Genomic DNA, 22,827 nt, shown 5'->3' with positions numbered 1-22,827 from the left:
CACGAGGTGTCAGAAAGAACCGTTCCCCCCGGACGCGATCTCGACGGTGAGCGCGACGAAGGCGTCGACCAGTTTCTCCAGGGTGTCCAGGTCGACCGACCCGGGCCAACGGTCGTCGGGATGGTGAAACAGACCGTTGCTGCCGAGCAGCGACAGGTAGCTGCCACCGCCGTCGAAGATCGCACGCGCCTCGCCGAAGGGGCGATCAGACACCGGAGTCAGGACGCCGGGCTCGACACCCTCTCTGCTCATCGCCTCCAGCGCCCTCTCCATCAGCGAGTCACTCGACGCCTGCAGGCGGATGTTGCCGCCAACGGCGGCAGCGAAGTTGGCGCCCAGGTGGAGCCAGAGGTGGGCGCCACCGATCAGATCCTGGCGGGACTCCAGGAAGTGGTCGAGCCCGACGTGACCGAGCTCGTGGCCGGTCGAGGCGACGAAGTGCACGGTACGGCGAGGGGGTTCGGCACGCAGCGCGCGCAGCAGCTCGACCCAGAGCGCGAGACCCCCGCCCCTCTCTGACGCCACCTGCCACCAGCCACTCCGCGGGGTCATCACCACGATCGGCGCGGCTTCGGCCTCGCGACCCGGTACCGTGGCGGTGACGTTGTAGACGCGAGTCGGCACGCGTTCCACCGCGACCACCAGCCGTGCCTTCGCCGCCCGCTCACGGGCAGCGACGAGGCCCGGTCCCGCCTCGCTTGGCAGTTGCAGCACCGGGTGACCGTAGGGCTCGAGATAGCGGTCGGCATTGATCAGTGCGTAACCAGCCGGAAACCGGGGCGGGCGCGGAACGTCAGGCGGCAGATCGAACTCGGAACCGCCCGTGACGATCACCAGACCGCGGACCTCCGGCGCCGTGCGCACCTCGTGGAACAGAGGCAGGTACTGAACCGTCGGCGGCCAGCGCGCAGCCACGATGTCCGCGTCGCTTCCTGGAGCACCCAGGATTCCCGTGATGCCACTCTCGTCGGTCGTCTCGGCGGAGTCGATGAGCGGGATGCCCTCGTAGCGGCTGGTTGAGCCGTCCTCCTCGGCGATCTCGACGAACGCGCTCACGGTGTCGGTGCGTTCGAAGTCCAGCGCCTCGAGCTGCGGCTCGACTCCGGCTTCGCGCACCAGATCGGCTAGCCAGTGTGCCGAGGTGGTGTCGACCTCGGTGCCGGTTCGGTGGATCCCCTGGGCGTCGTACTCGCGGATCACTCGCGCGAGACGCTCCGGTCTCGACTCCCCGGTCGGGTCCGATCGACTCACCGTCCCGTCCTGGGCTGGAACGGAGCACCCGAGCGTGGCAACCAACAGCAACGCCGATGCGGCGAACAGGAGCGCGGCGGCTGCACCCTGTCTACTCACGCGAGGAGTAGATGACCCAGATCTTCGTGTAGCCGTCCGTTTCGAAGACTCCGGTCCACTCTTTCGGCACCGTCACCGCCTCACCGGCGTTGATCACGAGCTCCGTCCCGTCTGAGGACGTCAGGGTGACGCCGCCTTCGAGGAAGTACATGAACTCGTCGACACCGTACGGCTGAGTGATCTCGATCCGTGTCTTCCCGGACTTGTACATGCCTGATGAGAAGCTCCTGTCGCTCGAGACCAGCGATGTGGCCGTCTGCGTCACATGGCCGTCGGCGTGGGTCTGCTCGACCACGTCCGGGCGCTCGAAGATCTTGCCGCCGAGCTCCGGCTTGCTGATCTTCGCCGGCCGAACGGTCTCGTCGCTTGCAGCCATCATGGAACCCCCGAGGACTGTCGCACAGAGGATGATCAGGACTCTTCTCTTCATGGGTGGACTCCGAATGCCACGAATTCCGCCGGGGACTCGTTGCCGCCGATCGCGACGACGATGAATTGACGACCTTCGTGCAAGTAGGTTATCGGCGCGCCCGTGGTGCCGGAGGGCAGCTCCGTTTCCCACACCACTTCGCCCGTGGACTTGTCGTAGGCGCGGAACTTCCTGCCCCAGTAGCGGCCTTCTTCCCCCTCGATGCCGGGGATGGCATCGCTGCCTTCACCGATGAACAGCAGCGTTTTCGTCACAAGCGGTGCCGGCCGCCCGGCGACCCCCAGCGGCGGCACGTCGAGGCCCTCGAGCAGGGGATGGTCTCGCGGCCCGTCGCCGTTGGCCGCCATCCACACGTGCTCGCCGCGATGCATGTCGATTGCGGTGATCCGACCATAGGGTGGCTTGACGATCGGGAGGCCGTCGAGGGTGGGTACATCGGGAGCGTCGTAGCCGATCACGTAGCCGAGCGTCGCGTCGTCGGCTTCCGGTTTTGTCAGGGAGTACACGCTCGGCCAGGTGTGGGACACGGCGTAGTACACGCCGGTCTCGGGGTCGAAGGCGCCGGTGTGCCAGTTCCCGGTTCCCCACGCACCCGGATTCGTCAGCGTGCCGATCTTCCCCTGCTCGTCGTCCATCAGGCCGGGCGGCGTGAAGATCGGACCGAGACGGAAGGGCTTGACGAGTTCCAGGGCCCGCGCCCGGAGCTCCGGCGTGAAGTCGATCAGGTCGTCCTCGACGAATCCCTGCCGGTCGAAAGGCGGCGGCTTTGTCGGAAACGGCTGGGTCGGCGACAGTCGTTCCCCGGGGACTCGTGAGCCGGGCACGGCCCTCTCCTCGATCGGCCACACCGGCTCCCCGGTACGGCGATCGAAGACGTAGAGGAAGCCGGTTTTCGAGGGCTGCATGACGGCGTCGATTCGCCTCCCGTCGACCGTGATCTCGCCGAGGGTCGCCGGACCGACCGTGTCCCATTCCCAGACGTCGTGGCGGACCATCTGAAAGTGCCAGACCCGCTCGCCCGTCCTGGCGTTGAGCGCCACGAGTGAGTTGGAGTACAGGTTGTCGCCGGGCCGGTGGCCGCCGTAGTACGCCGCGGTCGGGGCCGAGAGCTGGACGTAGACGTGGCCCAGTTCCTCGTCGGCCGACAGGCAGCACCACGACCCGAGGTCACCCGAGTACTCCCACGAGCCGTCGCCCCAGGTCTCGTTCCCCGGCTCGCCCGGCCGCGGCACGACGTGGAACGTCCACAGCCGGCGGCCCGTGCGGACGTCGTAGCCGCGTACATCCTCCGGCGTCGCTTCCCGCATGTTGCCGCCGTCGCCGGCGCCGCCGGTGAATCCGGCGGTCACGACGACATCGCCCACGACGATCGGCCCGGCAGTCCAGGTGAAATCGCCGGCAAGCGGTCCCGGGAGGCGGAGGCTGACGCGTCCCTGGTCGCCGAAGTCCGCGTCGAGCTCGCCACTCGAGGCGTCGACCGAGTACAGGTAGTTACCGCGTGCGAGGAACAGTCGTTCCTTCTCGCCGCCGGTCCAGAGGTCGACGCCCCGTGGGCTCAAGCCGCGTGCCTCCTCGATCGTCGGCTCGAACGGCGCCTGAGACCACAGGGTCTCGCCGCTCGCCGGGTCGACGGCGCGCAGCAGGCCGACGAGGTTGGTCAGAAAGAGGCGACCTTCGACCATGATGGGCGTCGACCGCAGGTTGTTGCCCGGACGCAGCTCGGGGAACTCCTCCTTGAGCTCCGGTTCCAGACCCGGCCGTCGCCACACGATGCGCAGATCGCCGACGTTCGAGGCGTCGATCCGGTCGAGCGGCGAGTAGCGCTTGAAGGTGCGGTCACCGCCGAAGTACGGCCACTCGCCCTCTTGGGCCGCCAGGGTCGACCCGAGCACCAGCGCGCCGGCGCACGCGACCAGGGTCAGACTCCTGGCGCGAGGCCGAACATCGAAGGCACCGACTTTCGAACTGAACCAGATCATCCGATCCAAAGTACCGGGTCAGTCGACGATCGCCTGCATCACGGCATTCTGGAAGTCGGCCCGGGGCACACCGCCCGGCGTCTGCACCATGAGAACCGCGGTCAGGTCCTCCTGCGGATCGACCCAGTAGCTGGTGCCGAACGCGCCACCCCAGCCGAAGCTGCCGGTGGACCGGTGGTCACCGCGGGCCGCGACGCCGTCGAGCACGACGTCCACGGCCAGTCCGAACCCCATCCCAGGGCTCCTCGCCTTCTCGTACAGGTCGCCGACGTGGTTCGACCCCATCAGTTCGACGGTCCGGGAGCCCAGCAGCCGCGTGCCGTTCAGCTCCCCGCCGTTGACCAGCATCTGGGCGAAGTGCAGGTAGTCTTCGGCCGTCGACCAGAGACCGCCGGCACCCCCGTGCAACGTCGTCGTGGCCAGCCATTCCGGCAGCTCCGGGCGGAGTTCGAGGCCGTCGGGGGTGCGAATGTACAGCGTCACGACGCGCCGCTTCTTGTCCTCCGGCACGTCGAAGGCGGTGTCCTTCATTCCCAGGGGCTCGAAGACCCGCAGCCGCAGGAACTCGTCGAACGTCAGACCCGAGGCGACCTCGACGATGCGCCCCAGCGTGTCGATCCCCGCCAGCGGGCTGTACGCCCAGCGGGTGCCCGGATGGAAGGCGAGGGGGGCCGCTCCGAGCGCAGCCGCCCAGTCCGCGACCGTGCCGGTCGGATCGCGAGGGGCGATGCGCGCCGTCGCCTCGCGTGCCGCGCCGCGGCTGCCCAGACCCGACGTGTGGGTGATCAGATCGTGCACCGTGACCTCGCGCTTCGCCGGCACCGTGTAGATGTCGCCTTCCTCGCCTGCGGCGTCCGATCGCGGCATCGCGACCTTCGTGTCCCTGAACTCCGGAATGAAGCGGGACACCGGATCCGACAGACGGACCTTCCCCTCTTCGACGAGGATCAGGATGGCGACGGCGGTTACCGGCTTCGTCATCGAGGCGATCGGGAAGATGGCGTCCTTGCGCATCGGGGCGTTCGTCTCGATGTCCATGAGGCCTCGCGCCTCGAAGTGGGCGACGCGGCCGCGCCGCGCGACGACGGTGACGGCGCCGGAGATCTGCTTCGCGTCGATGGCGCGCTGGATCATCTCGCCGATTCGCTCGAGACGTTCCGCGGACAACCCCACGTCCTCCGGCGCCCCGGCGGGCACCTGGGCTCCGGCCGTCGCGACCGCGAGCAGGAAGACGAGGACGAACGTCGCCAGCCACCGCAGGCAGGCGCCGTCACGGGCACTATTGGCGCGCATCGGCAACTCCTTCACCTAGAGGATCGATCAAACGTGCAGCTTAGCGCCGACCCAATCCCGCTGGGGCCGCCCTCGCGCCCATCGAGGCGTTGGTGCTTCGTGCTGAACGGGATTCGTTCGCACGCGTCCGCGCCAGAGGCGCGGCCGCGCCGCCGAGATCCCGTTGGGGCCGCCTTCGCGCCTCTGGCGCGATGGTGTCCCCAACGGGATTCGAACCCGTGTTGCCAGCTTGAAAGGCTGGAGTCCTGACCTGGCTAGACGATGGGGACGCGGAATCGGGCCGTGGCTGCGGTGCCGACCGCTGTCGAGCCGCGGAGTATATCCCCTGTCGGGCCCCGTCAGAGGCGTCGCCCCAGGGCCCGGTTCAGAACCAGATTCGCGCCGACAGCGTGACGTCCCTCCCCGGCAGGGGCGCGAACGTCTTCAGGAGGGACGTATGCACCCGGGCTTCCTCGTCGGTCAGGTTCCGCCCCCGCAGCAGCACGTCGAAGATCTGGTTCTTGAGCGTGAAGCGACGGCCGACGTGGGCGTTCAGCATCGTGTAGCCGTCGGTTGGCGTCTCCTGCTCCGCGACATCGTTCTGGTCGTCGACCCAGCGCCACTCGACCGCTGCCCGCCAGTCGTGGCCGTGGTAGTGGAGGCCGGCGCCCAGGCTCAGGGGTGGAATTCTCGGGAGGTTGCCGCCTTCGTCGAACTCGGCGTCGACCGTGTCACCCAGGATCTCCATGTGCAGGTCATGCCCATTCCAATCCGCCAGCTCGATCCGCGCGTGGAGCTCGGCGCCGCTCATCGTCGCGTCGGCCTGACTGTAGATGGTGACCGGGAAGCCCGCGAGCTCCGTGCCGGTGAACGCGTGGTAGATGAAGTCCTGGAAGTCCTGCCGGAACAGCGTCAGCTTGCCCTGGATGGCTCCTTCCTCCTTGCGCAGCGTGAGGTCGAGACCGGCGCCGACTTCCTGGTCCAGATCGGGATCGCCTATGTCGAAGGTCCGGGTGGGTATGTGGGCGCCGTGCGAGAACAGTTCTCCCGGGCTGGGGAGACGAACTGAGCGGGTGGCGGACAAACCGAGGTTCCACGCCTCGCTGGCCGTCCAGACCATGCCGGCCGACGCGGAAACGCCCTCGTCGTCGGACGACTCCGGTTCGTTCAGCGTGATGTGTTCGGCCTGCTCGACGCGGGCGCCGAACTGCCAGCGAACCGAGCCCCTTTCGATCTCCTGGGACGTGAAGACGGCCCAGGTGTTCGATTGGGTCGGGGGGATGAAGGCCTCGGCGCCGACCGCGGCGAGTTCGCGGTTCACGTGCTGGAACCCGAAGCTGCCCCGGCTTCCGCCCTGCTCGCGCCGGAACAACTCGACCCGCGTCTCCAGCAGGTCGTTCGTGTACTGGACGCCGGTGTGGCCGCTCTCGAACTCGACGTGTTCGTAGTCCGTTCCTGAGATCTGCACTTCGAGCCTCTCCAAGGCGGGCCCGGACAGGTAGACGCTGGATCTGAGGTCGACGCGCTGCTGCTTCATGTCCAGGCGAATGTCACCGTCTTCATGGTGCTCTTCCTCCTCGCCGTGGTCGTCGTGGTCGTCATGGTCCTCGTCCTCGTGGCCGTGATCGTCGTGGTCCTCGTCCTCGTGGCCATGGTCGTCGTGGTCGTCATGGTCCTCCTGGGCGCCGTGATCATGCGCGTGGCTGTGGGCGCCGGGGGGAATACCGTAGTCCGTGCGGAAGCCGCTGAATGAGACACCCAGGAAACCGCGGTCGCCGAAGAAGCGGGTGAAGCCGAACCGGCCGCTCTCGGTCATGAGGTCCGTGTTCGGGACGATGCCGAAGCTGTTCTCTTCCTCGTGCTCTTCGTGGTCGTCGTGATCCTCGTCGTCGTGATCGTCGTGATCCTCGTCGTCGTGATCGTCGTGGTCTTCGTCCTCGTGGTCGTCATGGTCCTCGTCGCCATGGTCGTCGTGTTCATCCTCGAGGCGGGCGTAGCCCGGGATCTCGTACGGATCGGTCTGACGACTGACAGCCCCGATGTGCCAGGCCCATTCGCCGCCGCCGCCGTTCAGCTGGAGTGCGCCCGTCCTCTCGCCGGCAGCCGAACCCCCGACCAGGTCGATCCTGCCGCCGAAGGTCTTTGCCGCCCGGTTGGCTGGAATGCGACCGTCGACGACGTTCACGGCGCCGCCGATGGCGCCCGAGCCGTAGCGGAGCGTGGCCGGACCTCTCAGCACCTCGATCTGCTCGGCCAGGAGCGGGTCGGAGGTGACCGCGTGATCGAGGCTCTCGACGGAGACGTCACCGGTGCCCATGCCGCCGTTGAGAACCCGAACACGGGCGCTCGACAGGCCGCGGATGATCGGTCGCGCCGCCCCCGGCACGAACGCGGTCGAGGAAAGGCCCGGCGCCCCCGCGAGAGTCTCGCCCAGCGTCGCCCCCATGCGCAATTGCAGGTCGGCGCCGCCCAACACGGAGATTGCGTTCGGCAGCTCGGACTCGTTGCGGAGACCGCCGGAGGCGGTGACGACGATCTCGTCGAAGTGGGTGAAGTGATCGTACTCCAGCTCGACAGTCGTCTCGCGGCCGGCGGAGACGGTGATCGGCTCGCTGGTCAGGCCGACCGACGGGATGTCGACGACCAGGAGATACGTGCCGGGAGGCACGGCGTCGAAGCGAAACGTCCCGTCCACGGCCACCGAGGCGCTGAGGGACAACTCGGTGAGTCGGGCGACGGCGAGCGAGATGCCGGCCTCACCGGGGCTGCTGACCGTTCCGGCGATGGATCCCGTCGCCTGACCGCTGGCTGTTGGAGGATTGAGAAGGAGGGCAAGGGCGCAGAAAGTGGCGGCCGTCACTGGCCGGCGCCAGCAAGGCCGGCGCCGGAGATGGGAGTTCGAGAACGTGGTGTAGGTAGCGAGCATGGTGTTGAGTTCCTGCGTAGTTCAGTCCGAGTCGAGAGCCCCTCCGTTTCGAAGGGGTGGTGTGGCGCTGGCTGCGGATTCGCATCGGTGGCAAGCGCGCCGAACTTCTCCGCAGCGCGACGCTGCGATTCCGTTGGGTCAGCTACTGCTGACCGCGATGGCGTCGCCGCCATCGCCCCGACGTGGGGCGGGTGACGCCTGGTCTGCTTTCCGGAGGCTCCGAGGCTGCGAGCTACTGCGCGGGTCGGAGCCGCTGTCGACTCAGCTTTGGGGCGGACCGCGAGCGGCCTGTTGCCTGGTCGCGCCGCGGCGGGCGCTGCCGTCGTTCTCGGGCCTGGCCGCGGCCGAAGCGAGGTCGAGCGGCCTGGAGACGGAGCTCCTGCCGATCTCGGCCGACTTCGAGGATCCGATCCGGCAGGCGACGCAGGAGTGTTCGTGCGGCGCCGAGGCGCTGGCGAGGCTGGTGTGGTTTGTGGCCCCGGTGGCCTCGGCTTCGTTGCCGATCGCGAACCGGGCGTTGCTCACCGGCGCGTCGTCGTCGTGGCAGACCGTGTCCCAGGCGCCCGTGACGAGCGTGACGATTGTCAGCGCGAGGGCGTTGATGATGATGAGAGGCGAGCGGGACCGGTGCGACGCGGAGCGGTTCATGAACTTGCGGGGTGCGTTGATGTTGCGAACGAGAGATGCATCGGCCTAGCGGCGCGCTGCCGGGAACGAAGGGCTGTCCGGCGGTTGGGATGCCGGACAGCCCTCGGGCCTGCTTTGAATCCGCCTCTAGAACCAGAACCGGGCCGACAGGGTGACGTCCCTGCCGGGCAGCGGTCTGAAGTTCTTCAGGAACGACGTGTGCACGCGCGCTTCCTCGTCCGTCAGGTTGCGGCCCCGCAGCAGCACGTCGAGGATCTGGTTGCCGAGGATGAAGCGCCGCCCGACGTGGGCGTTGACCAGCGTGTAGCCCTCGGTTGGGGTCTCCAGTTCAGCGACGTCGTTCTGGTCGTCGAACCAGCGACCTTCCACCGCGGCGCGCCAGTGATGGCCGTGGTAGTGGAGGCCGGCGCCGAAGCTCATCGGCGGAATCCGTGGCAGGTTGCCGCCCGCGTCCAGCTCGGCGTCGACCGTGTCCGCGATCGCCTGGATGTGCAGGTGATGGTCGTTCCGGTCGAGCAGCTCCAGCCGGAGCCGGAGTTCGGCCCCTTCGGTGGAGGCGTCGGCCTGGGTGTAGCGGAGGACGGCGAACCCGTCCTCCTCTTCGCCGGTGAACCGCTGGTAGATGAAGTCGCTGAAGCTCTGGCTGAAGAGCGTCAGTTCGCCGGTCAGCAGCCCTTCCGTCTTGCGCAGCGACACGTCGAACCCGGTGCCGACCTCGTTCTCCAGGTTCGGGTCACCGACCTCGTAGCTCAGGGTGGCGACGTGCAGGCCGTCGGAATGGAGCTCCTCCGCCGCGGGCAGGCGGGCCGAGCGGGCGACCGAAACGCCTAGCGTCCAGTCGGAGCCGGCGTCCCAGACCAGGCCCGCTGAAGCGGACACGCCGTCGTGCGAGGTGTCCCGAGAACTCACTGGATTGTGGTCGAGCTGCTCGAAGCGAGCGCCGAACTGCCAGCGGACGGGACCGGCCTCGATCTCCTGCGAGGTGAAGAGAGCCCATCCCTGGGACTGTGTCGGCGGAACGAAGGCTTCCTCGCCGATGGCGGCGAGATCGCGGTCCGAGTACTGGAGGCCGACGGAGCCGCGGCTTCGGCCCCGCTCGCGCTGGAACATCTCGAGCCGTGTCTCGAGGTAGTCGTTGGAGAATGTCGTGCCGACGTCGGGGCCCTCGAGCTCGACGTGCTCGTAGTCGGTTCCCGTCATCCGGACCTCGATCTTCTGGAAGGCGCCCGCCATCGGCAGGGCTTCGGCCCGGAGGTCCACGCGGCGCTGCCTCATGTCGACGCGGATCGGGAGTTCCTCCTCCTCGTGCCCGTGTTCGTCCTCGTGGTCGTCGTGGTCTTCGTCCTCGTGGTCCTCGTCGTGATCCTCGTCGTCGTCGTGATCCTCGTCGTCGTCGTGGTCGTCGTCGTGGTCGTCGTCGTGGTCGTGCTCATCCTCGTGTTCGTGATGAGCGTGGGCGCCGGGCGGGAGCCCGTAGTTCGTGTCGAAACCACTGACCGAGATGCCGATCGAGCCACGGTCGCCGAAGAAGCGGGTGAAGCCGAAGCGCCCGCTCTCGGTCATCAGATCCGTGTTCGGAACGATCCCGAAGGGGTTCTCGTCTTCGTGCTCTTCGTGGTCGTGCTCGTCGTGATCCTCGTCTTCGTGGTCGTCGTGGTCCTCGTCCTCGTCGTCGTGATCTTCGTCTTCGTCGTGGTCGTCGTGGTCGTCGTGATCGTCGTGCTCCTCCTCGACCTGTGCGTAGCCGGGGATCTCATACGGATCGGTTTCCCGGCTCACGGCGCCCAGGTGCCAGGCCCATTCACCGCCGCCGCCGTCGAGATGGATCGCGCCCATTCGCTCGTCGGCCACGGACCCGCCGCGAAGGTCGATCGTGCCTCTCAGCGCGCTGACAGGCTTCTCGCTCGGGATCCGGCCGTCGACCATGTTGACCGCGCCGCCGATTGCCTCGGAACCGAAACGGAGCGTGGCGGGTCCGCGCAGCACCTCGATCTGTTCGGAATGCGCCGGTTCGAAGGTCACGGCGTGGTCGGCGCTGACGACGGAGGCGTCGCCGGTGTCGAGTCCGTTTTCCATGACGCGGATCCGGGCGCCGCTCAGGCCGCGAATGATCGGCCGGCCGGCGCCGGGGACGAACGACGTCGAGTGCACGCCTGGTTCGCCTTCCAGCGTCTCGCCCAATGTGGCGCCAAGACGTAGTTGGAGGTCCGGGCCGGACAGCACGGAGACGGGATTCGCCAGCTCGGAGGCGCGGCGCTGGTCGCCGGTCGCGGTGACGACGACCTCGTCGAAGTGCGTCCCGTGACGCATTTCGAGCTGGACATCCACCTCGTCGCCGCCTGCCACGGTGACGGTTTCGCTCGCCGTGCCGAAGGCGGGAATCTCGACGACCACGAGCCAGGTGCCGGCCGGCCCCTCGTCGAGCCGGAACCCACCGTCGGTGGACCCCGCGGTGCTGATGCCAAGCTCGGGGATGCGTGCCACGGCGAGCACGATTCTCTCGCCGTGCGTTTCGACGGAGCCGATGACGGAACCAGTGTCCTGGGCGGCGGCCGTCGCTGGAATGAGGAGGAGGGCGAGGGCGCAGAGAATGGCGCCTGTAACCGCCTGACGCCGGTGGTGCCGGCGCCGCGGATGGGAGTTCATGGCCTTGGTGTGGTTGGCGAGCATGGTTTCGAGTTCCTGGGTCGTTCAGTCCGAGTCGAAGGGTGTTGTAGCGCTGGCTGCGGATTCCGCGGCGGTGGCAGTGCGCCGAAATGGTCGGCGGCGCGATGCGGCGACTCCGTGGGATCAGCTAGGGGCTGATCGCGTCGTCGCCGCCATGGTCCCCGGCGAGGGGCGGCTCCGACGCTTCGCGCTCAGCGCGGATCGGAGACGTGTCGACTCAGGCCAGCGGCGGCCCGCGCGCGGTGTGCTGCCAACGCTCGCCACGGCTCGGGCCGTGTCCGTAGTCGGATCCTGACGCGGTCGAGGAGAGTTCGAGCGGTCGGGCGATCGAGGCCTTGCGATCCTCGATGGTCTTCGTGCGGCCCAGTTTGCATGCGACGCAAGAGTGGTCGTGCGGCGCCGCGGCCTGGCCGAGCGTGGTGCCATCGGCGATGGCGGAGGCCTCCGCCTCGTGGTCGACCACGCAGTAGGCGGCGTTCGCCGCGATCACGTCGTGACCGTGGCCACCCACGTCCCAGGCTCCAGTGAGCAGGGTGACGGTCGTCAGTGCGAGTGCGTTGACGACGGCGAGTGGCGAACCGGCTCGGCGCAGCATTGGCTGCGGAGGTTAGCAGAGCCAGCCCAGGTGTTAGCGCCGCCGCAGGACGACCTGGTGCGCTCCTCGCCGTTCCTCGCCTTCGCCGGCCGCGGCGCTGATCGCGAAGTCGCCGGCCGGGACCGGGACCTCTTCAAACGTCGCGGTCTGCTGGTCCGAGGCCAGGTCCTGGCTCAGTTCCCGGTCGCTAACGTCGAGGAGCACCGGACCGGCGGAGCCGGCGACCAGCCGCACCTCGATATCGAACGTCGCGTCCTCCGAGGCGCTCAGCAGCCAGCGGCCGCGTGAGGTCGGCCGCCAGCCCTGATCGTCGGTGATCCGCCGCCAGTCCTGGCGAGTGAGGACGGTGACCTGCTCGTGATCCGTGCCGACGACGATCCGCGGCGGCGCGTAGTTGTCCGGCCGGGTCGAGCTCACGTCCTCGAACCACGCCAGGTAGGCGTCGCGCATCTCTGCGGCCACGTCGGGCTGCTCGGCGATCAGGTTGCGGGTCTCGCCCGGATCGGTCTCGAGGTCGTAGAGCTCGAGGGTCAGTTCGCCGTTCCAGTCCCCTTCGCCGCGTGGCGAGGGGTGGACCAGCTTGTAGCGCTGGCCGACCGCGGCGAAGGAGTGGAGCGGGATCGGTTCGTTCCCTCGGTGAAACTGCAGGTAGAGGGTCCGGTCGGGCCAGGTCGAGGTGTCGACGTGGCCGGCCAGCAGACCGAGCAGACTGCGGCCGTCGAGGTGCAGGCCGGCCGGGGCTTCAACGCCGGCGGCGTCGAGCAGGGTCGGGGCGATGTCGATGTGGGCAGCGATCCGGTCGGCCGGCTCGCCTCCGGTGGGCAACCGGCCGGGCCAGCGCGCAAGCAGGGGCGACCGGATGCCGCCCTCGAAGAGGGTTCCCTTGCGGCCCCGAAGCCCCGCGTTGTAGCGGTCACGATCCGGTCCGTTGTCGACCAGGAAGACGAGGAGCGTGTTGTCCGCTAGACCCAGCGCCTCGAGCCTCGCCGTCAGTCGTCCGACGTTGTCGTCGATGTTGCTGATCATCGCGAAGCTCCGGGCCAGCCGGTCGAGGACCTGATCGCTGGCCTGGCCGGGATCGGGGAGCGCCGCGGTCAGATCCGTCTGCCTGTAGTGCTCCAGCCAGTCCTCCGGCACGTCGTGGAACGGGCCGTGGGGGGCGTTCGTCGGCACGTAGGCGAAGAAGGGCCGTCCTTCCGCAGCGGCAAGTTCCATGAAGTCGAACGCGGCGTCGAAGTAGACGTCGGTGCAGTAGCCGGTCGTCTCCTCCCGCGTCCCGTTGCGGAACAGCACGGCATCCGTGTACTTGCCCTCGCCGCCGGGCGGGTCGGAGGGCTGGCCGATGCCGCCGCCCCGGTGAACCAGGCTTTCCTCGAAGCCCTGGTCCATGGCACGTAGCGGGTAGTTGTCCCCGAGGTGCCACTTGCCGAAGATGCCGGTGGCGTAGCCGGCATCCCGGAGCATCTCGGCGATCGTCACTTCCTCGGGCTCCATCATCGCGCGGCCGATGTAGGTGTCGATCGCGCGGGTGCGGTAGTTGTAGCGACCCGTCATCAGCGAGGCGCGCGTCGGCGTGCAGACCGGGCTGACGTAGAAGCGTTCGACCTGCGCGCTCTCGGCGGCCAGGGCGTCGAGATGCGGCGTCTGGACGACCGGGTTGCCGGCGAAGCCGAAATCGCCGTAGCCCTGGTCGTCCGTCATGACGAGGACGATGTTGGGACGCTCCGCGGCGCCGCCGGCGCCGCCTTCGGGCGATTGCTCGCCGGCGCAGCCGAGTCCCAGGGCGCACAGCAGAACTGCGCTGACCGGTGCGCTACGCTTCATCGGCTTCCCCCCACACGGGCTCCCTCCAGAAAGGCCGAGGACAGGATATGGCAGCAGAAGAGGTTCGCTACGAACGGCGCGGCCCGGTCGCGGTGCTGACGCTGGACCGCGCCCGTTACCACAACGCGCAGAGCTGGAAGCTGCTCGACGAACTGGACCGCCAGCTCGACCGGGCGATGGCCGACGAGGACGTCCGGGTCGTCGTGCTGAAGGGCGACGGCAAGCACTTCTCGTCCGGGCACGACCTCGGTACGCCGGAGCAACAGGCGGACATCGAGGCCCGGGGGCTGACCCAGTGGGTCGGCATGGACTGGTACGAGGCGTTCCGCTGGTACAACCTGGACAACACGGTCAAGTGGCGCAACCTGCCCAAGCCGACGATCGCGATGGTGCACGGCTACTGCATCTTCGGCGGCTGGATGATCGCGGCGGCGATGGACCTGATCTTCGCGGCGCCCAGCGCCCGCTTTCTGGCGAGCCTGTTCGAGACCTTCACCGTGCCCTGGGACATCCATCCCCGCAAGGCGAAGGAGTTGCTGTTCGAGAGCCGTTTCATCGACGGGGAGGAGGCGCGCGAGTTGGGTCTGGTCAACCGGGTCTACGCGGAGGACGAACTGGAACGCGAGACGATGGCCTATGCCGAACGGATCGCCGAGAACGATCCCGCGGTGCTGCGCCTCGGCAAGCTCGCCGTGAACAAGGCTCAGGACGCGATGGGCTACAGCGCGAACGTCGAAGCCGCCTTCGCGGACTACCTGGTGGTACGGGAGATCCGTGGCAGTTCCAGCCGGGTCGAGGGCAACCGTCGCCTCGTCGGCGTCGACCTGGCGTTGCGCGGCCAGCGCGGTGGTCGCGCCGGACAGACACCGGTGGATCCGACCGACGCTTCGGAAGCGAGGGAGGACGCATGAAGACGCTTCGCACTGCTTTCGCGCTGTCGCTGTCCCTGAGTGTGGCCGCGATGGTGGCGGCACAGGACGGCGGCGACGTGCGGATGTACAACACCGCCAAGCAGAAGCTGATGGGCGGCGAGGGGATCGTCGGCGTCAGCATCTCCTCGTCGGATCCCGACAGCTATTGCGCGGCCGCCAACGCCGGCTTCGACTTCACCTGGATCGAGATGCAGCACAGCCCGCTGACCTACCAGGACGTGGCGCGGATGCTCTGGACCTGCCGGGACGCCTCCGCCATCCCCTTCATCCGCGTGCCGGACGCGACGGAGGGCGACATCCAGAAAGCGGTCGATCTCGGCGCGCTCGGCATCGTGGTGCCGATGGTGCGCACGGCCGAGAAGATGGAGCGGGCGGTGCGCTTCGCCAAGTTCCCGCCCGAGGGGCGGCGCAGCCTCGGCGGCGGCCAGTACGGCGCGCTCTGGGGCCGCGACTACCGCGCCACGGCCAACGAGAACATCCTGATCGTGGCGATGATCGAGTCGCCGGCCGGGGTCGAGGCGGTCGAGGAGATCGCGGCCGTGCCCGGCGTCGACGTCGTGTTCGCGGCCTCGACCGACCTCTACAGCTTCTCCGGCAAGCGCCAGGGCGAGCCGGAGTACGAGGCGATGGTCGACCGCATCCGTGACGCGGTGCTAGGCGCCGGCCTCAAACTGGGCGGTCCGCTGGCCTGGCGTGACCGCGAGGGCTTCAGCTTCTTCCAGGCGCCCGGCGTCGGCAACCTGATCCGCCGCGGCGCGCAGGCGCTGCTCGAGGAGACGGCCTCAGGAATCGCCGAGATCGAGGGGTCGGAGGAGCAGTAGAGCTCGAGGTTGCGGTAGCTCGGGCGTTCTCCTCCCCGGTTCCACACCCCCAAGTCCCTCGTTCGCCGGCAGCGGATGAGAGTTGACCATGACGTTTGACCATGGTCACGGGAGATGGTACAAGTGTGGCTTCAAGGCATCGGAGGAGGAGCAAATGGAAGAGATCGCCGTCTCGAAGTTCAAGGCAACCTGCCTGGCTGTGCTGAAGCAGGTCAACCGAACCGGGGAGCCGGTGCTCGTCACCCGCTTCGGCAAACCGGTGGCCGAGATCGTTCCGCCCTCGCCGGCCGTTCAACCGCGCCGCGTGCTTGGTGACATGAAGCACACCGGGAAGATCGTCGGTGACATCGTTTCGCCGGTCGTGCCGGAAGAGGAGTGGGAGGTCCTGCGGTCTTGAGACTCCTTCTCGACACTCATATCTGGCTGTGGAGCCGACTGGACCGGAGACGCCTGCGCGGCGAAACGGTGAGCGCCCTTGAGTCGCCGGAGAACGAACTCTGGCTGTCGCCGATCAGTATCTGGGAACTCGCAATGTTGACGGAACGGGGCCGTGTCGTTCTGAACGTGGCCGTCGAGGCATGGATCGAAGATGCGATGAGACGAATGCCCACCCGGCAAGCCACCATTACCCATGAGATCGCATCGGCGAGCCGTGCAGTCGATCTTCCGCATCAGGATCCGGCGGATCGCTTCCTGGCCGCCACTGCGAAGGTGATGGACCTGACGCTGATCACGGCTGACGCCCAGCTCGCGGAGGTGTCCGACATCGCCATCCTGCGTAACTAGAGCCGCCAACCCCGTCGCGGACTCCGAGTCTCAGGTGTGGGGCCCCTGTCCGCCGTCGACGTCGATCACCGCGCCGTTGACGTAGGAGGCGGCCTCGGAACACAGGAAGACGATCATGTTGGCCACCTCCTCGGAGGTCCCGTAGCGGCCCACCGGCACGCTCTTGCCGTTGTTCCTGATCACGTCCTCCCAGTCGCCGCCGCGGGCGTTCGCGATCTCCTTCGCCGCCCGCTCCCACATCGCGGTGTGGATCAGGCCGGGCAGGACGGAGTTGAACAGCACGTTGTCGCGCCCGTACTTCTTGGACAGGGCTTTGCCCGTAGCGACCATGGCCGCCTTCGAGGCGCCGTAGTCGATCAGCGCCGGGCCCGGATACTTGGCGGCCCCGCTCGCGATCATGACCACCCGGCCCCACTTCTGCTTGCGCATGCCGGGCAGGCAATGGCGCGTGCTGCGCACGGCCGACAGCAGGTTGAGCCGGAACAGTTCCTCCCAGTCGTCGTCGGTCATGTACAGGAAGTTCCGCGACGGTCCGGCACCCACGTTGTTGACCAGGATGTCCACCGTACCGCCGGCCAGGACCGCCCCGAAGAATGCGTCGATCGAGTCGCGTTCGGCCATGTCGGTGATGTGGCCATGGGCGCTGCCGTCGCCGGAGGTTGGCTGATAGCCGTCGAGGTCGTTGACGGCGTCTTCGCTGCGGGCGCAGAACGCGACTTCTGCGCCGTGGTCCGCGAGCAGGCGGACGGCGGCGGCGCCAATTCCGAGGCTGGCGCCGGTGACAACGGCCCGGCGGCCGGTCAGGTTCAGATCGATCATCGCTGTGTCCCCCCGAAGGCTGAATGGTGAGGGCCGAGTGTATTGCGCCCCTGCCCGCGCGGCGACGGCGGTTGGTATGCTCCCCGTCCGTTCCGCACCGTACGAAATGACGAAACGACGCCATTCGAAACCATGGCGGCGGGCGCTGTTGCTCGCCGGTTTCACGTTGGTCCTGTCGGCGCCGGCCCTGGCGCAGGACACGGGCGGCGCGGTGCCGCGCCACTACGACGGCAACCCGGACATCAACGGCGTCTGGCAGGCGATCAACACGGCTCACTGGAACCTGGAGGACCACAACGCGGCCAGTGGGCCGGCGGAGTACGGCACGCTCACGACGATGCCGCCGGGCCAGGGCGTCGTCGTCGGCGGCGAGATCCCCTACCAGGACTGGGCTCGCGAGCAGCAGCGGAAGAACTTCGAGAACCGCTGGCGCGAAGACCCCGAGGCGAAGTGCTACCTGCCCGGGGTGCCGCGGGCGACCTACATGCCGTTTCCGTTCCAGATCCTCCAGGGCACGAGCCACATCATGATCGTCTACGGCTTCGCCGAGGCGAACCGGACGATCCACATGGACAAGGAAAACCCGGAGCCGGCGCCGATCGACAGTTGGATGGGCCGTTCGCACGGACGCTGGGAGGGCGACACCCTGGTCGTCGGGGCCGCTGGCTTCACCGGCCAGGCCTGGTTCGACCGGGCCGGAAACTTCGCCAGCGATACGTTGCGCGTCACCGAGCGCTACACGCCGACCGGCCCGAACGCGATGACCTACGAGGCGACGCTAGAGGACCCCAACGTCTTCACCCGTCCCTGGACGATCCGGATGCCTCTCTATAGGCGCCTGGAGGAGAACGTCCGGGTGCTGGAGTACAAGTGTGTCGAGTTTTCCGAGGAGCTGCTGTATGGCCACCTACGCCGACGCGAAGACACCCCGACCGGCGACGATCCTTAGCGTTTCGGCCGTTGCCGCCGCGCTCGTGCTGGGACTGACCGCGGTCCCGGCGGCGGCGGGCGACGTGACCGTGCAATTGACGACTTCCGCCCGCAGCGAGGCGGTGAAGTGGTACGCGCGCCACCTGGATTGTGAGCCGATCGAGGGCCGCGCCGAGGCGATCGACTGCGGCAACGCGGTGATCGAGTTCACCCAGGGCCCCATCATGGGCGCAAGCCAGGGCACCGGAATCGACCACATCGGTTTCTCCTTCCCTGATCTGACGGAGAAGATGGCGACTCTCGAGAAGGTGGGCGTTCGGGGCTCCGGCGTTCGCCTGCAGCGCTACGACGACGGTTCGACGCTGCGCGAAGAACCTGGTCTGTTCAAGGTCGGCCGCATCTTCGATCCATGGGGGACGCGGATCGAACTCGTCGAGGATCCGGACACGGTGGGCTTCCACCACGTCCACCTGAGTGCGAGCGATCCGGAACGGACCCTTGGCTGGTACCGCGAGACCTTCGGCGGCGTGCCCGAGAGCTTGCTCGGAGTGCAAGACGGCCTTCGCTTCGGCGAGGTCTGGCTGTTCGCTTCGGAGCACCCCGAGGGCCAGCCCGCGCCGAGCGCCGGCCGGGCGATCGATCACCTGGCCTTCGAGCTCGCCGATCTCGACACGGCGGCGGTCGGCCTGCGCGACCGTGGTGTCCGCTTCACGACGGATCCCGAGCGGCCCGCGGGAGGCCGTTCCGATGCGAAGCGCGGTTTCGTCTCCGCTCCCGACAACGTGCGCGTGGCGGTGATCGAACCGGGCTGGCAGGGCGTCGACGCCGACTTCGGATCGGATGCAGACGAGGTCGCCTTGGCTGAGCCGTACGTCGTGCCGAGGACGCCCTGGGGCACGCCCGACCTGCAGGGGATGTGGTCCGGCAACAAGGCTCACGGCATTCCGCTCGAACGATCGGAGGAACTGGCCGATGTCGAAGAACTGACGGCCGAAGAGGCGGCGGCGCGCCGCGAGCGGGGCACACTGGGGAGCATCTGGGGCTACGAGCGCGAGTGGCGGGACACGACGCTGGGCTACGTCAAGTCCGCGCCGTCGCGGCAGGTGGCCATGATCGTCGACCCTCCTGACGGTCGCTTGCCGGCCCTGACCGAGGAGGCGCAGGAGCGCCGTCGGAACGCCGCCGCGTCCTTCGGCGACTACGTCAGGCGCCGGCCGGCGGGCCCCGAAGACCTGAGCGCCTACGTCCGTTGCATCACCCGGGGCGTGCCGGGGATGATGATGCCCTCGATCTACAACAACGGCCTGCAGATCAGCCAGAGCCCCGGCTACGTCGCGATTCAGAAGGAGATGATCCACGAGACCCGGGTCGTGCCCACGGCCGAGCGTGAGCCGCTCGGTCCGGGGATCAGGCAGTGGCTCGGAGATCCCCAGGGCCGCTGGGAGGGTGACACCCTGGTTGTGGAGACGACCGGTTTCAACGGCCGCACGAACTACCGGGGCTCCAGCGAACACATGAAGCTCACCGAGCGCTACACGCGCCTCGGTCCGAGCCGGCTCGAGTACCGCTTCACCGTAGAAGACCCGACCGTCTGGACCCGTCCGTGGACCGGCCGCTTCGAGTTCGAGCTGGACAACGAGCAGTACGAACTCGTCGAGTACGCCTGCCACGAAGGCAACTACGGGATGACGAACATCCTCTCCGGCGCCCGCGCCCGGGACCGCGAAGAGGCCGCTGCAGCGGCGGAGACGGGCTCGGGAGCCCAGTAGAGCAGTGTCCATCGGGAGGACCGTGAGCATGAGAACGAAGCCGTACGTCGCCCGCGTCGCCCTGTCGGTTCTTGGCGTTGCATTGGCTCTGAGCCTGGTCCTTCTCGTACCGCCGGAGCCAGCCGCGGCGCACCACGCCTTCGCGGCCGAGTTCGACGCCACGAAGCCTGTCCGGCTGCGCGGCAAGGTGACGAAGGTCGAGTGGGTGAACCCGCACGCGTGGATCCACATCGACGTCACCGACGAGGACGGCACCGTGACGGCCTGGATGGTCGAGTGCGGCCCGCCGGGCGCTCTGGTGCGGCGCGGCTGGAAGAAGAACTCGGTCGCTCCGGGCACCGAGGTTCTCGTCGAGGGCTACCAGGCGATCGACGGAGCGCCGCGGGCGAACGGGCGTGACGTGACGCTGCCGGACGGTCGCAGGCTGTTCGCGGGGTCGTCCGGCACTGGCGCGCCGTACGACAACCGGGAGTCGGGTGAAGGCTAGCGGGCACAAGCGCCGGGGCGCTGTGCCGGTGGTACCGTTGACGTCCAACCTGCGTACGAGGAGGTGCCGGATGAAGCCTAAACTTGTTCTTCTCCTGACCCTGGCGGTTCTCTTGGCCGCCCCCGTGGCCGTTGCCGCCCAGGACGACGTCCCGCGGCGGCCGGACGGCAAGCCGGACCTCTCCGGCGCCTACAACGTAGCGACTCTGACGCCGTTGACTCGGCCGCGGGAGTTCGGCGACCGGCTGACCCTGACGGACGAAGAGGCGGCGGCGATCGCCCAGCGCAAGGCGGAGATCTACGAGGCGGACTTCAAGCCCAGCGATCCGAATCGCGAGGCACCGCCGGTCGGCGGGGCGCCGATCTTCGATCCGGGGCTCGAAGTCGCATCGGGCGGCAGCGGCGGCTACAACGCCTTCTACATGGACCCCGGCGACAACGTGATCAGGATCGACGGCAAGTGGCGGACCTCGATCATCACCGACCCGCCGAACGGCCAGTATCCGGAGATGACGCCTGCCGGCATGGCGCGGGCGGCGGCGCAGTTCGCGGCGTTCGGTCACAAGAACACCGGCACCGCATGGTGGCTGGAAGAGAACGAGGACGGTTCCGGCCCCTACGACAACATGGAACAGCGGCCGTTGCCGGAGCGTTGCCTGCTCGGGTTCAGTTCGACCGGCGGTCCACCGATGCTGCCGGCCCTCTACAACAACCACAAGCGGATCGTGCAGACCGGGAACCACGTGATGATCCTGATCGAGATGGTCCACGATGCCCGCGTCGTGCGGATCGGCGGCGAGCACGCGCCGGCTGCGGAAAGACGGTGGATGGGCGACTCGATCGGCTGGTGGGAAGGCGACACGCTGGTCGTCGACACGACGAACTTCGGCGAAGAACCGGCCCTCGGCTCGGCTACGAAGGACCTGCATGTGATCGAACGTTTCCAGCGCCTGCCGGACGGCAACCTGCTCTACGGCTTCACGGTCGAGGACCCGAACGTCTGGGAGACGGCCTGGAGCGGCGAGTACGTTTGGCGGTCTACGCCCAACAAGGTGTTCGAGTACGCCTGCCACGAGGGCAACTACGCGCTCGGCAACGTGATGCGCGGCGCCCGGCTGCTGGAGGCTGACGCGATCGCCGCGGCTGGTGGCGGCCAGTAGTCCGACACCCCGGGCCGCCTGAGCCCATGCGCCGCTCGTTGCCTTCGGTCCCGGGATACCTGGGCCTGGGGCTCCTTTTGGCCACGGTGACGGCCCCGCCCGCGCGCGGCGTGGATGCGCCTCCGAACATCGTTGTCTTCGTCGCGGACGACGCCGGCTGGTCGGACTTCGGCGCCTACGGCAACCGCGCCGTGCGGACGCCGAACCTGGACGGTTTGGCGGCCTCCGGCGTGGTGTTCGAGAGCGCGTTCCTGACCACGGCGTCCTGCAGCCCGTCGCGGATCAGCATCCTGTCGGGCCGCTATCCGCACGCAACCGGCGCCGAAGACCTGCACAGCCCGCTGCCCGAAGACGTCGAGCTGCTACCGAGCCTGCTGGGTCGTGTGGGCTACTTCACGGGCCACATGCGCAAAACGCACTACGGTCCGGCGGGCGAGCGGCAGTTCGACTGGTTCTCGGAGGAGACCTCGGAGGGCCTGCCCGGGTTTCTCGAGCAGGCGGCCGGGCGGCCGTTCTTCCTCTGGGTCGGTTTCCGGGACCCGCACCGGCCGTACTCGGCCGGCGCCATCGATTCGCCCCACGATCCGGCGGAAGTCGTCGTGCCGCGGTACCTCGTCGACGACACCGCGACGCGGGCCGACCTGGCCCTGTACTACGACGAGATTGCCCGCATGGATGGCGAGATCGGTCGGATGCTGGCCGAACTGGACCGGCGCAAGCTCCGCGAGAACACGCTGGTCGTTTTCCTGAGCGACAACGGGGCGCCGTTTCCGCGCGCCAAGGCGACCGCGTACGACGCCGGGATCCGCACTCCGCTCATCGTCTCGTGGCCTGGCGTGACGCCCTCGGGCGTCCGCTATGCGGGGCTCGCCAGCATGATCGATCTCGCTCCGACGTTGCTCGAGGCGGCCGGGGCGGAGACACCTGGGAGCTTCCACGGTTCGAGCTTCGCCGACGCCTTGACGGACCAGACCGCGCCGGGGCGCGAGTACGTGTTCGCGGAGCGCAACTGGCACAACTGCGACGAGCACATTCGAGCAGTGCGGGGTGTGCGCTACAAGCTGATTCGCAACGCCTACACGGAACTGCCGCTCTGCACACCGGCCGACGCCTCGCGCAGCCCCTCCTGGTACAGCCTGACGGCGCACCGTGCCGCCGGGACCTTGACGGCTGGTCAGGCCCGTCTGTTCGAGGCGCCGCGGCCGGTGATCGAGATCTACGATCTGGAGGAGGATCCGCACGAACTGGTCAACCTCGCGGGCCGGCCGGAGGTGGAGCAGATTGCCCGGCAGTTGAGCCGGGTCCTCGATGCCTGGATCAAGGAGACGGAGGACTTCCCACCGAGTCGGAGGCGACGCGCTGACAACACGGACCGCATCAGCGGCGTGAAGTTCAGTCAGAACGTGCCGCCGCTGGAGCCATAGCGTCGTTGG

Annotated in this window: 19 protein-coding genes and 1 tRNA gene; 9 read left to right on the top strand and 11 right to left on the bottom strand. The window is 68.2% G+C overall.

Features of this window, described 5'->3' with window-relative positions:
* Positions 1-9: 9 nt before the first annotated feature.
* From OXG83_09995 to OXG83_09950, 10 genes are all read right to left on the bottom strand, one after another.
* Complete coding sequence (locus OXG83_09995; protein ID MCY3965362.1) at positions 10-1,251, bottom strand: hypothetical protein; 1,242 nt, start codon at positions 1,249-1,251, stop codon at positions 10-12.
* Positions 1,252-1,342: 91 nt separating this feature from the next.
* On the bottom strand, positions 1,343-1,780 hold the full coding sequence (locus OXG83_09990) for a cupin domain-containing protein (GenBank protein ID MCY3965361.1): 438 nt from the start codon (positions 1,778-1,780) through the stop codon (positions 1,343-1,345).
* A complete protein-coding gene (locus OXG83_09985) occupies positions 1,777-3,759 on the bottom strand; it encodes a PQQ-binding-like beta-propeller repeat protein (GenBank protein ID MCY3965360.1) in 1,983 nt (660 codons plus the stop codon). The genes OXG83_09990 and OXG83_09985 overlap by 4 nt, the downstream gene beginning before the upstream one ends.
* Positions 3,760-3,777: 18 nt before the next feature.
* Positions 3,778-5,052 (bottom strand): serine hydrolase, encoded by a 1,275-nt coding sequence (locus OXG83_09980; GenBank protein ID MCY3965359.1) that lies wholly within the window; start codon positions 5,050-5,052, stop codon positions 3,778-3,780.
* Positions 5,053-5,244: 192 nt separating this feature from the next.
* Positions 5,245-5,321: transfer RNA gene (locus OXG83_09975), tRNA-Glu, on the bottom strand.
* Between the two features lie 95 nt (positions 5,322-5,416).
* On the bottom strand, positions 5,417-7,891 hold the full coding sequence (locus OXG83_09970) for a TonB-dependent receptor (protein MCY3965358.1): 2,475 nt from the start codon (positions 7,889-7,891) through the stop codon (positions 5,417-5,419).
* Positions 7,892-8,218: 327 nt separating this feature from the next.
* A complete protein-coding gene (locus tag OXG83_09965; protein MCY3965357.1) occupies positions 8,219-8,605 on the bottom strand; it encodes a hypothetical protein in 387 nt (128 codons plus the stop codon).
* 126 nt (positions 8,606-8,731) lie between these two features.
* Complete coding sequence (locus OXG83_09960) at positions 8,732-11,275, bottom strand: TonB-dependent receptor (protein MCY3965356.1); 2,544 nt, start codon at positions 11,273-11,275, stop codon at positions 8,732-8,734.
* 214 nt (positions 11,276-11,489) lie between these two features.
* A complete protein-coding gene (locus OXG83_09955) occupies positions 11,490-11,867 on the bottom strand; it encodes a hypothetical protein (GenBank protein MCY3965355.1) in 378 nt (125 codons plus the stop codon).
* Positions 11,868-11,900: 33 nt separating this feature from the next.
* The gene (locus OXG83_09950; GenBank protein MCY3965354.1) at positions 11,901-13,691 is read right to left on the bottom strand and encodes an arylsulfatase; all 1,791 of its coding nucleotides are present in this window, start codon (positions 13,689-13,691) and stop codon (positions 11,901-11,903) included.
* 47 nt (positions 13,692-13,738) lie between these two features.
* Here OXG83_09950 and OXG83_09945 point away from each other — a divergent pair, with 47 nt between their 5' ends.
* The 4 genes from OXG83_09945 to OXG83_09930 all read left to right on the top strand — a co-directional run bounded on the left by OXG83_09945 (position 13,739) and on the right by OXG83_09930 (position 16,230).
* Positions 13,739-14,602 carry an enoyl-CoA hydratase-related protein gene (locus tag OXG83_09945; GenBank protein MCY3965353.1) on the top strand — a complete coding sequence of 288 codons (864 nt, stop codon included), beginning with the start codon at positions 13,739-13,741 and terminating at the stop codon, positions 14,600-14,602.
* Positions 14,599-15,444, top strand: coding sequence for an aldolase/citrate lyase family protein (locus OXG83_09940; GenBank protein ID MCY3965352.1), 846 nt, complete (start codon positions 14,599-14,601; stop codon positions 15,442-15,444). The genes OXG83_09945 and OXG83_09940 overlap by 4 nt, the downstream gene beginning before the upstream one ends.
* An 88-nt stretch (positions 15,445-15,532) precedes the next feature.
* Complete coding sequence (locus tag OXG83_09935) at positions 15,533-15,841, top strand: type II toxin-antitoxin system Phd/YefM family antitoxin (protein MCY3965351.1); 309 nt, start codon at positions 15,533-15,535, stop codon at positions 15,839-15,841.
* Complete coding sequence (locus tag OXG83_09930; GenBank protein ID MCY3965350.1) at positions 15,838-16,230, top strand: type II toxin-antitoxin system VapC family toxin; 393 nt, start codon at positions 15,838-15,840, stop codon at positions 16,228-16,230. The genes OXG83_09935 and OXG83_09930 overlap by 4 nt, the downstream gene beginning before the upstream one ends.
* A gap of 30 nt (positions 16,231-16,260) precedes the next feature.
* On the opposite strand, the gene OXG83_09925 is transcribed toward OXG83_09930, so the two are convergent.
* Complete coding sequence (locus OXG83_09925; GenBank protein MCY3965349.1) at positions 16,261-17,049, bottom strand: SDR family oxidoreductase; 789 nt, start codon at positions 17,047-17,049, stop codon at positions 16,261-16,263.
* 106 nt (positions 17,050-17,155) lie between these two features.
* Between OXG83_09925 and OXG83_09920 the strand changes: the two genes are divergently transcribed.
* The 5 genes from OXG83_09920 to OXG83_09900 all read left to right on the top strand — a co-directional run bounded on the left by OXG83_09920 (position 17,156) and on the right by OXG83_09900 (position 22,818).
* Entirely contained in the window at positions 17,156-17,998 is an 843-nt protein-coding gene (locus tag OXG83_09920) for a hypothetical protein (protein ID MCY3965348.1), read from the top strand.
* Positions 17,949-19,748, top strand: a complete 1,800-nt coding sequence (locus OXG83_09915) for a VOC family protein (protein MCY3965347.1) — start codon at positions 17,949-17,951, stop codon at positions 19,746-19,748. Before OXG83_09920 ends, OXG83_09915 begins: the two co-directional genes overlap by 50 nt.
* A 28-nt stretch (positions 19,749-19,776) precedes the next feature.
* Positions 19,777-20,235 carry a DUF6152 family protein gene (locus OXG83_09910; GenBank protein ID MCY3965346.1) on the top strand — a complete coding sequence of 153 codons (459 nt, stop codon included), beginning with the start codon at positions 19,777-19,779 and terminating at the stop codon, positions 20,233-20,235.
* A gap of 70 nt (positions 20,236-20,305) precedes the next feature.
* Complete coding sequence (locus OXG83_09905; protein MCY3965345.1) at positions 20,306-21,394, top strand: hypothetical protein; 1,089 nt, start codon at positions 20,306-20,308, stop codon at positions 21,392-21,394.
* 86 nt (positions 21,395-21,480) lie between these two features.
* Positions 21,481-22,818 (top strand): sulfatase, encoded by a 1,338-nt coding sequence (locus tag OXG83_09900; GenBank protein MCY3965344.1) that lies wholly within the window; start codon positions 21,481-21,483, stop codon positions 22,816-22,818.
* Positions 22,819-22,827 lie beyond the last annotated feature (9 nt).

This window comes from Acidobacteriota bacterium (assembly GCA_026707545.1).
In the GTDB taxonomy this organism is placed as follows: Bacteria; Acidobacteriota; Thermoanaerobaculia; order Multivoradales; family Multivoraceae; genus Multivorans.
The sequence above is the reverse complement of the archived record's forward strand: the minus strand, read 5'-3'. Positions and strand labels throughout refer to the sequence as shown.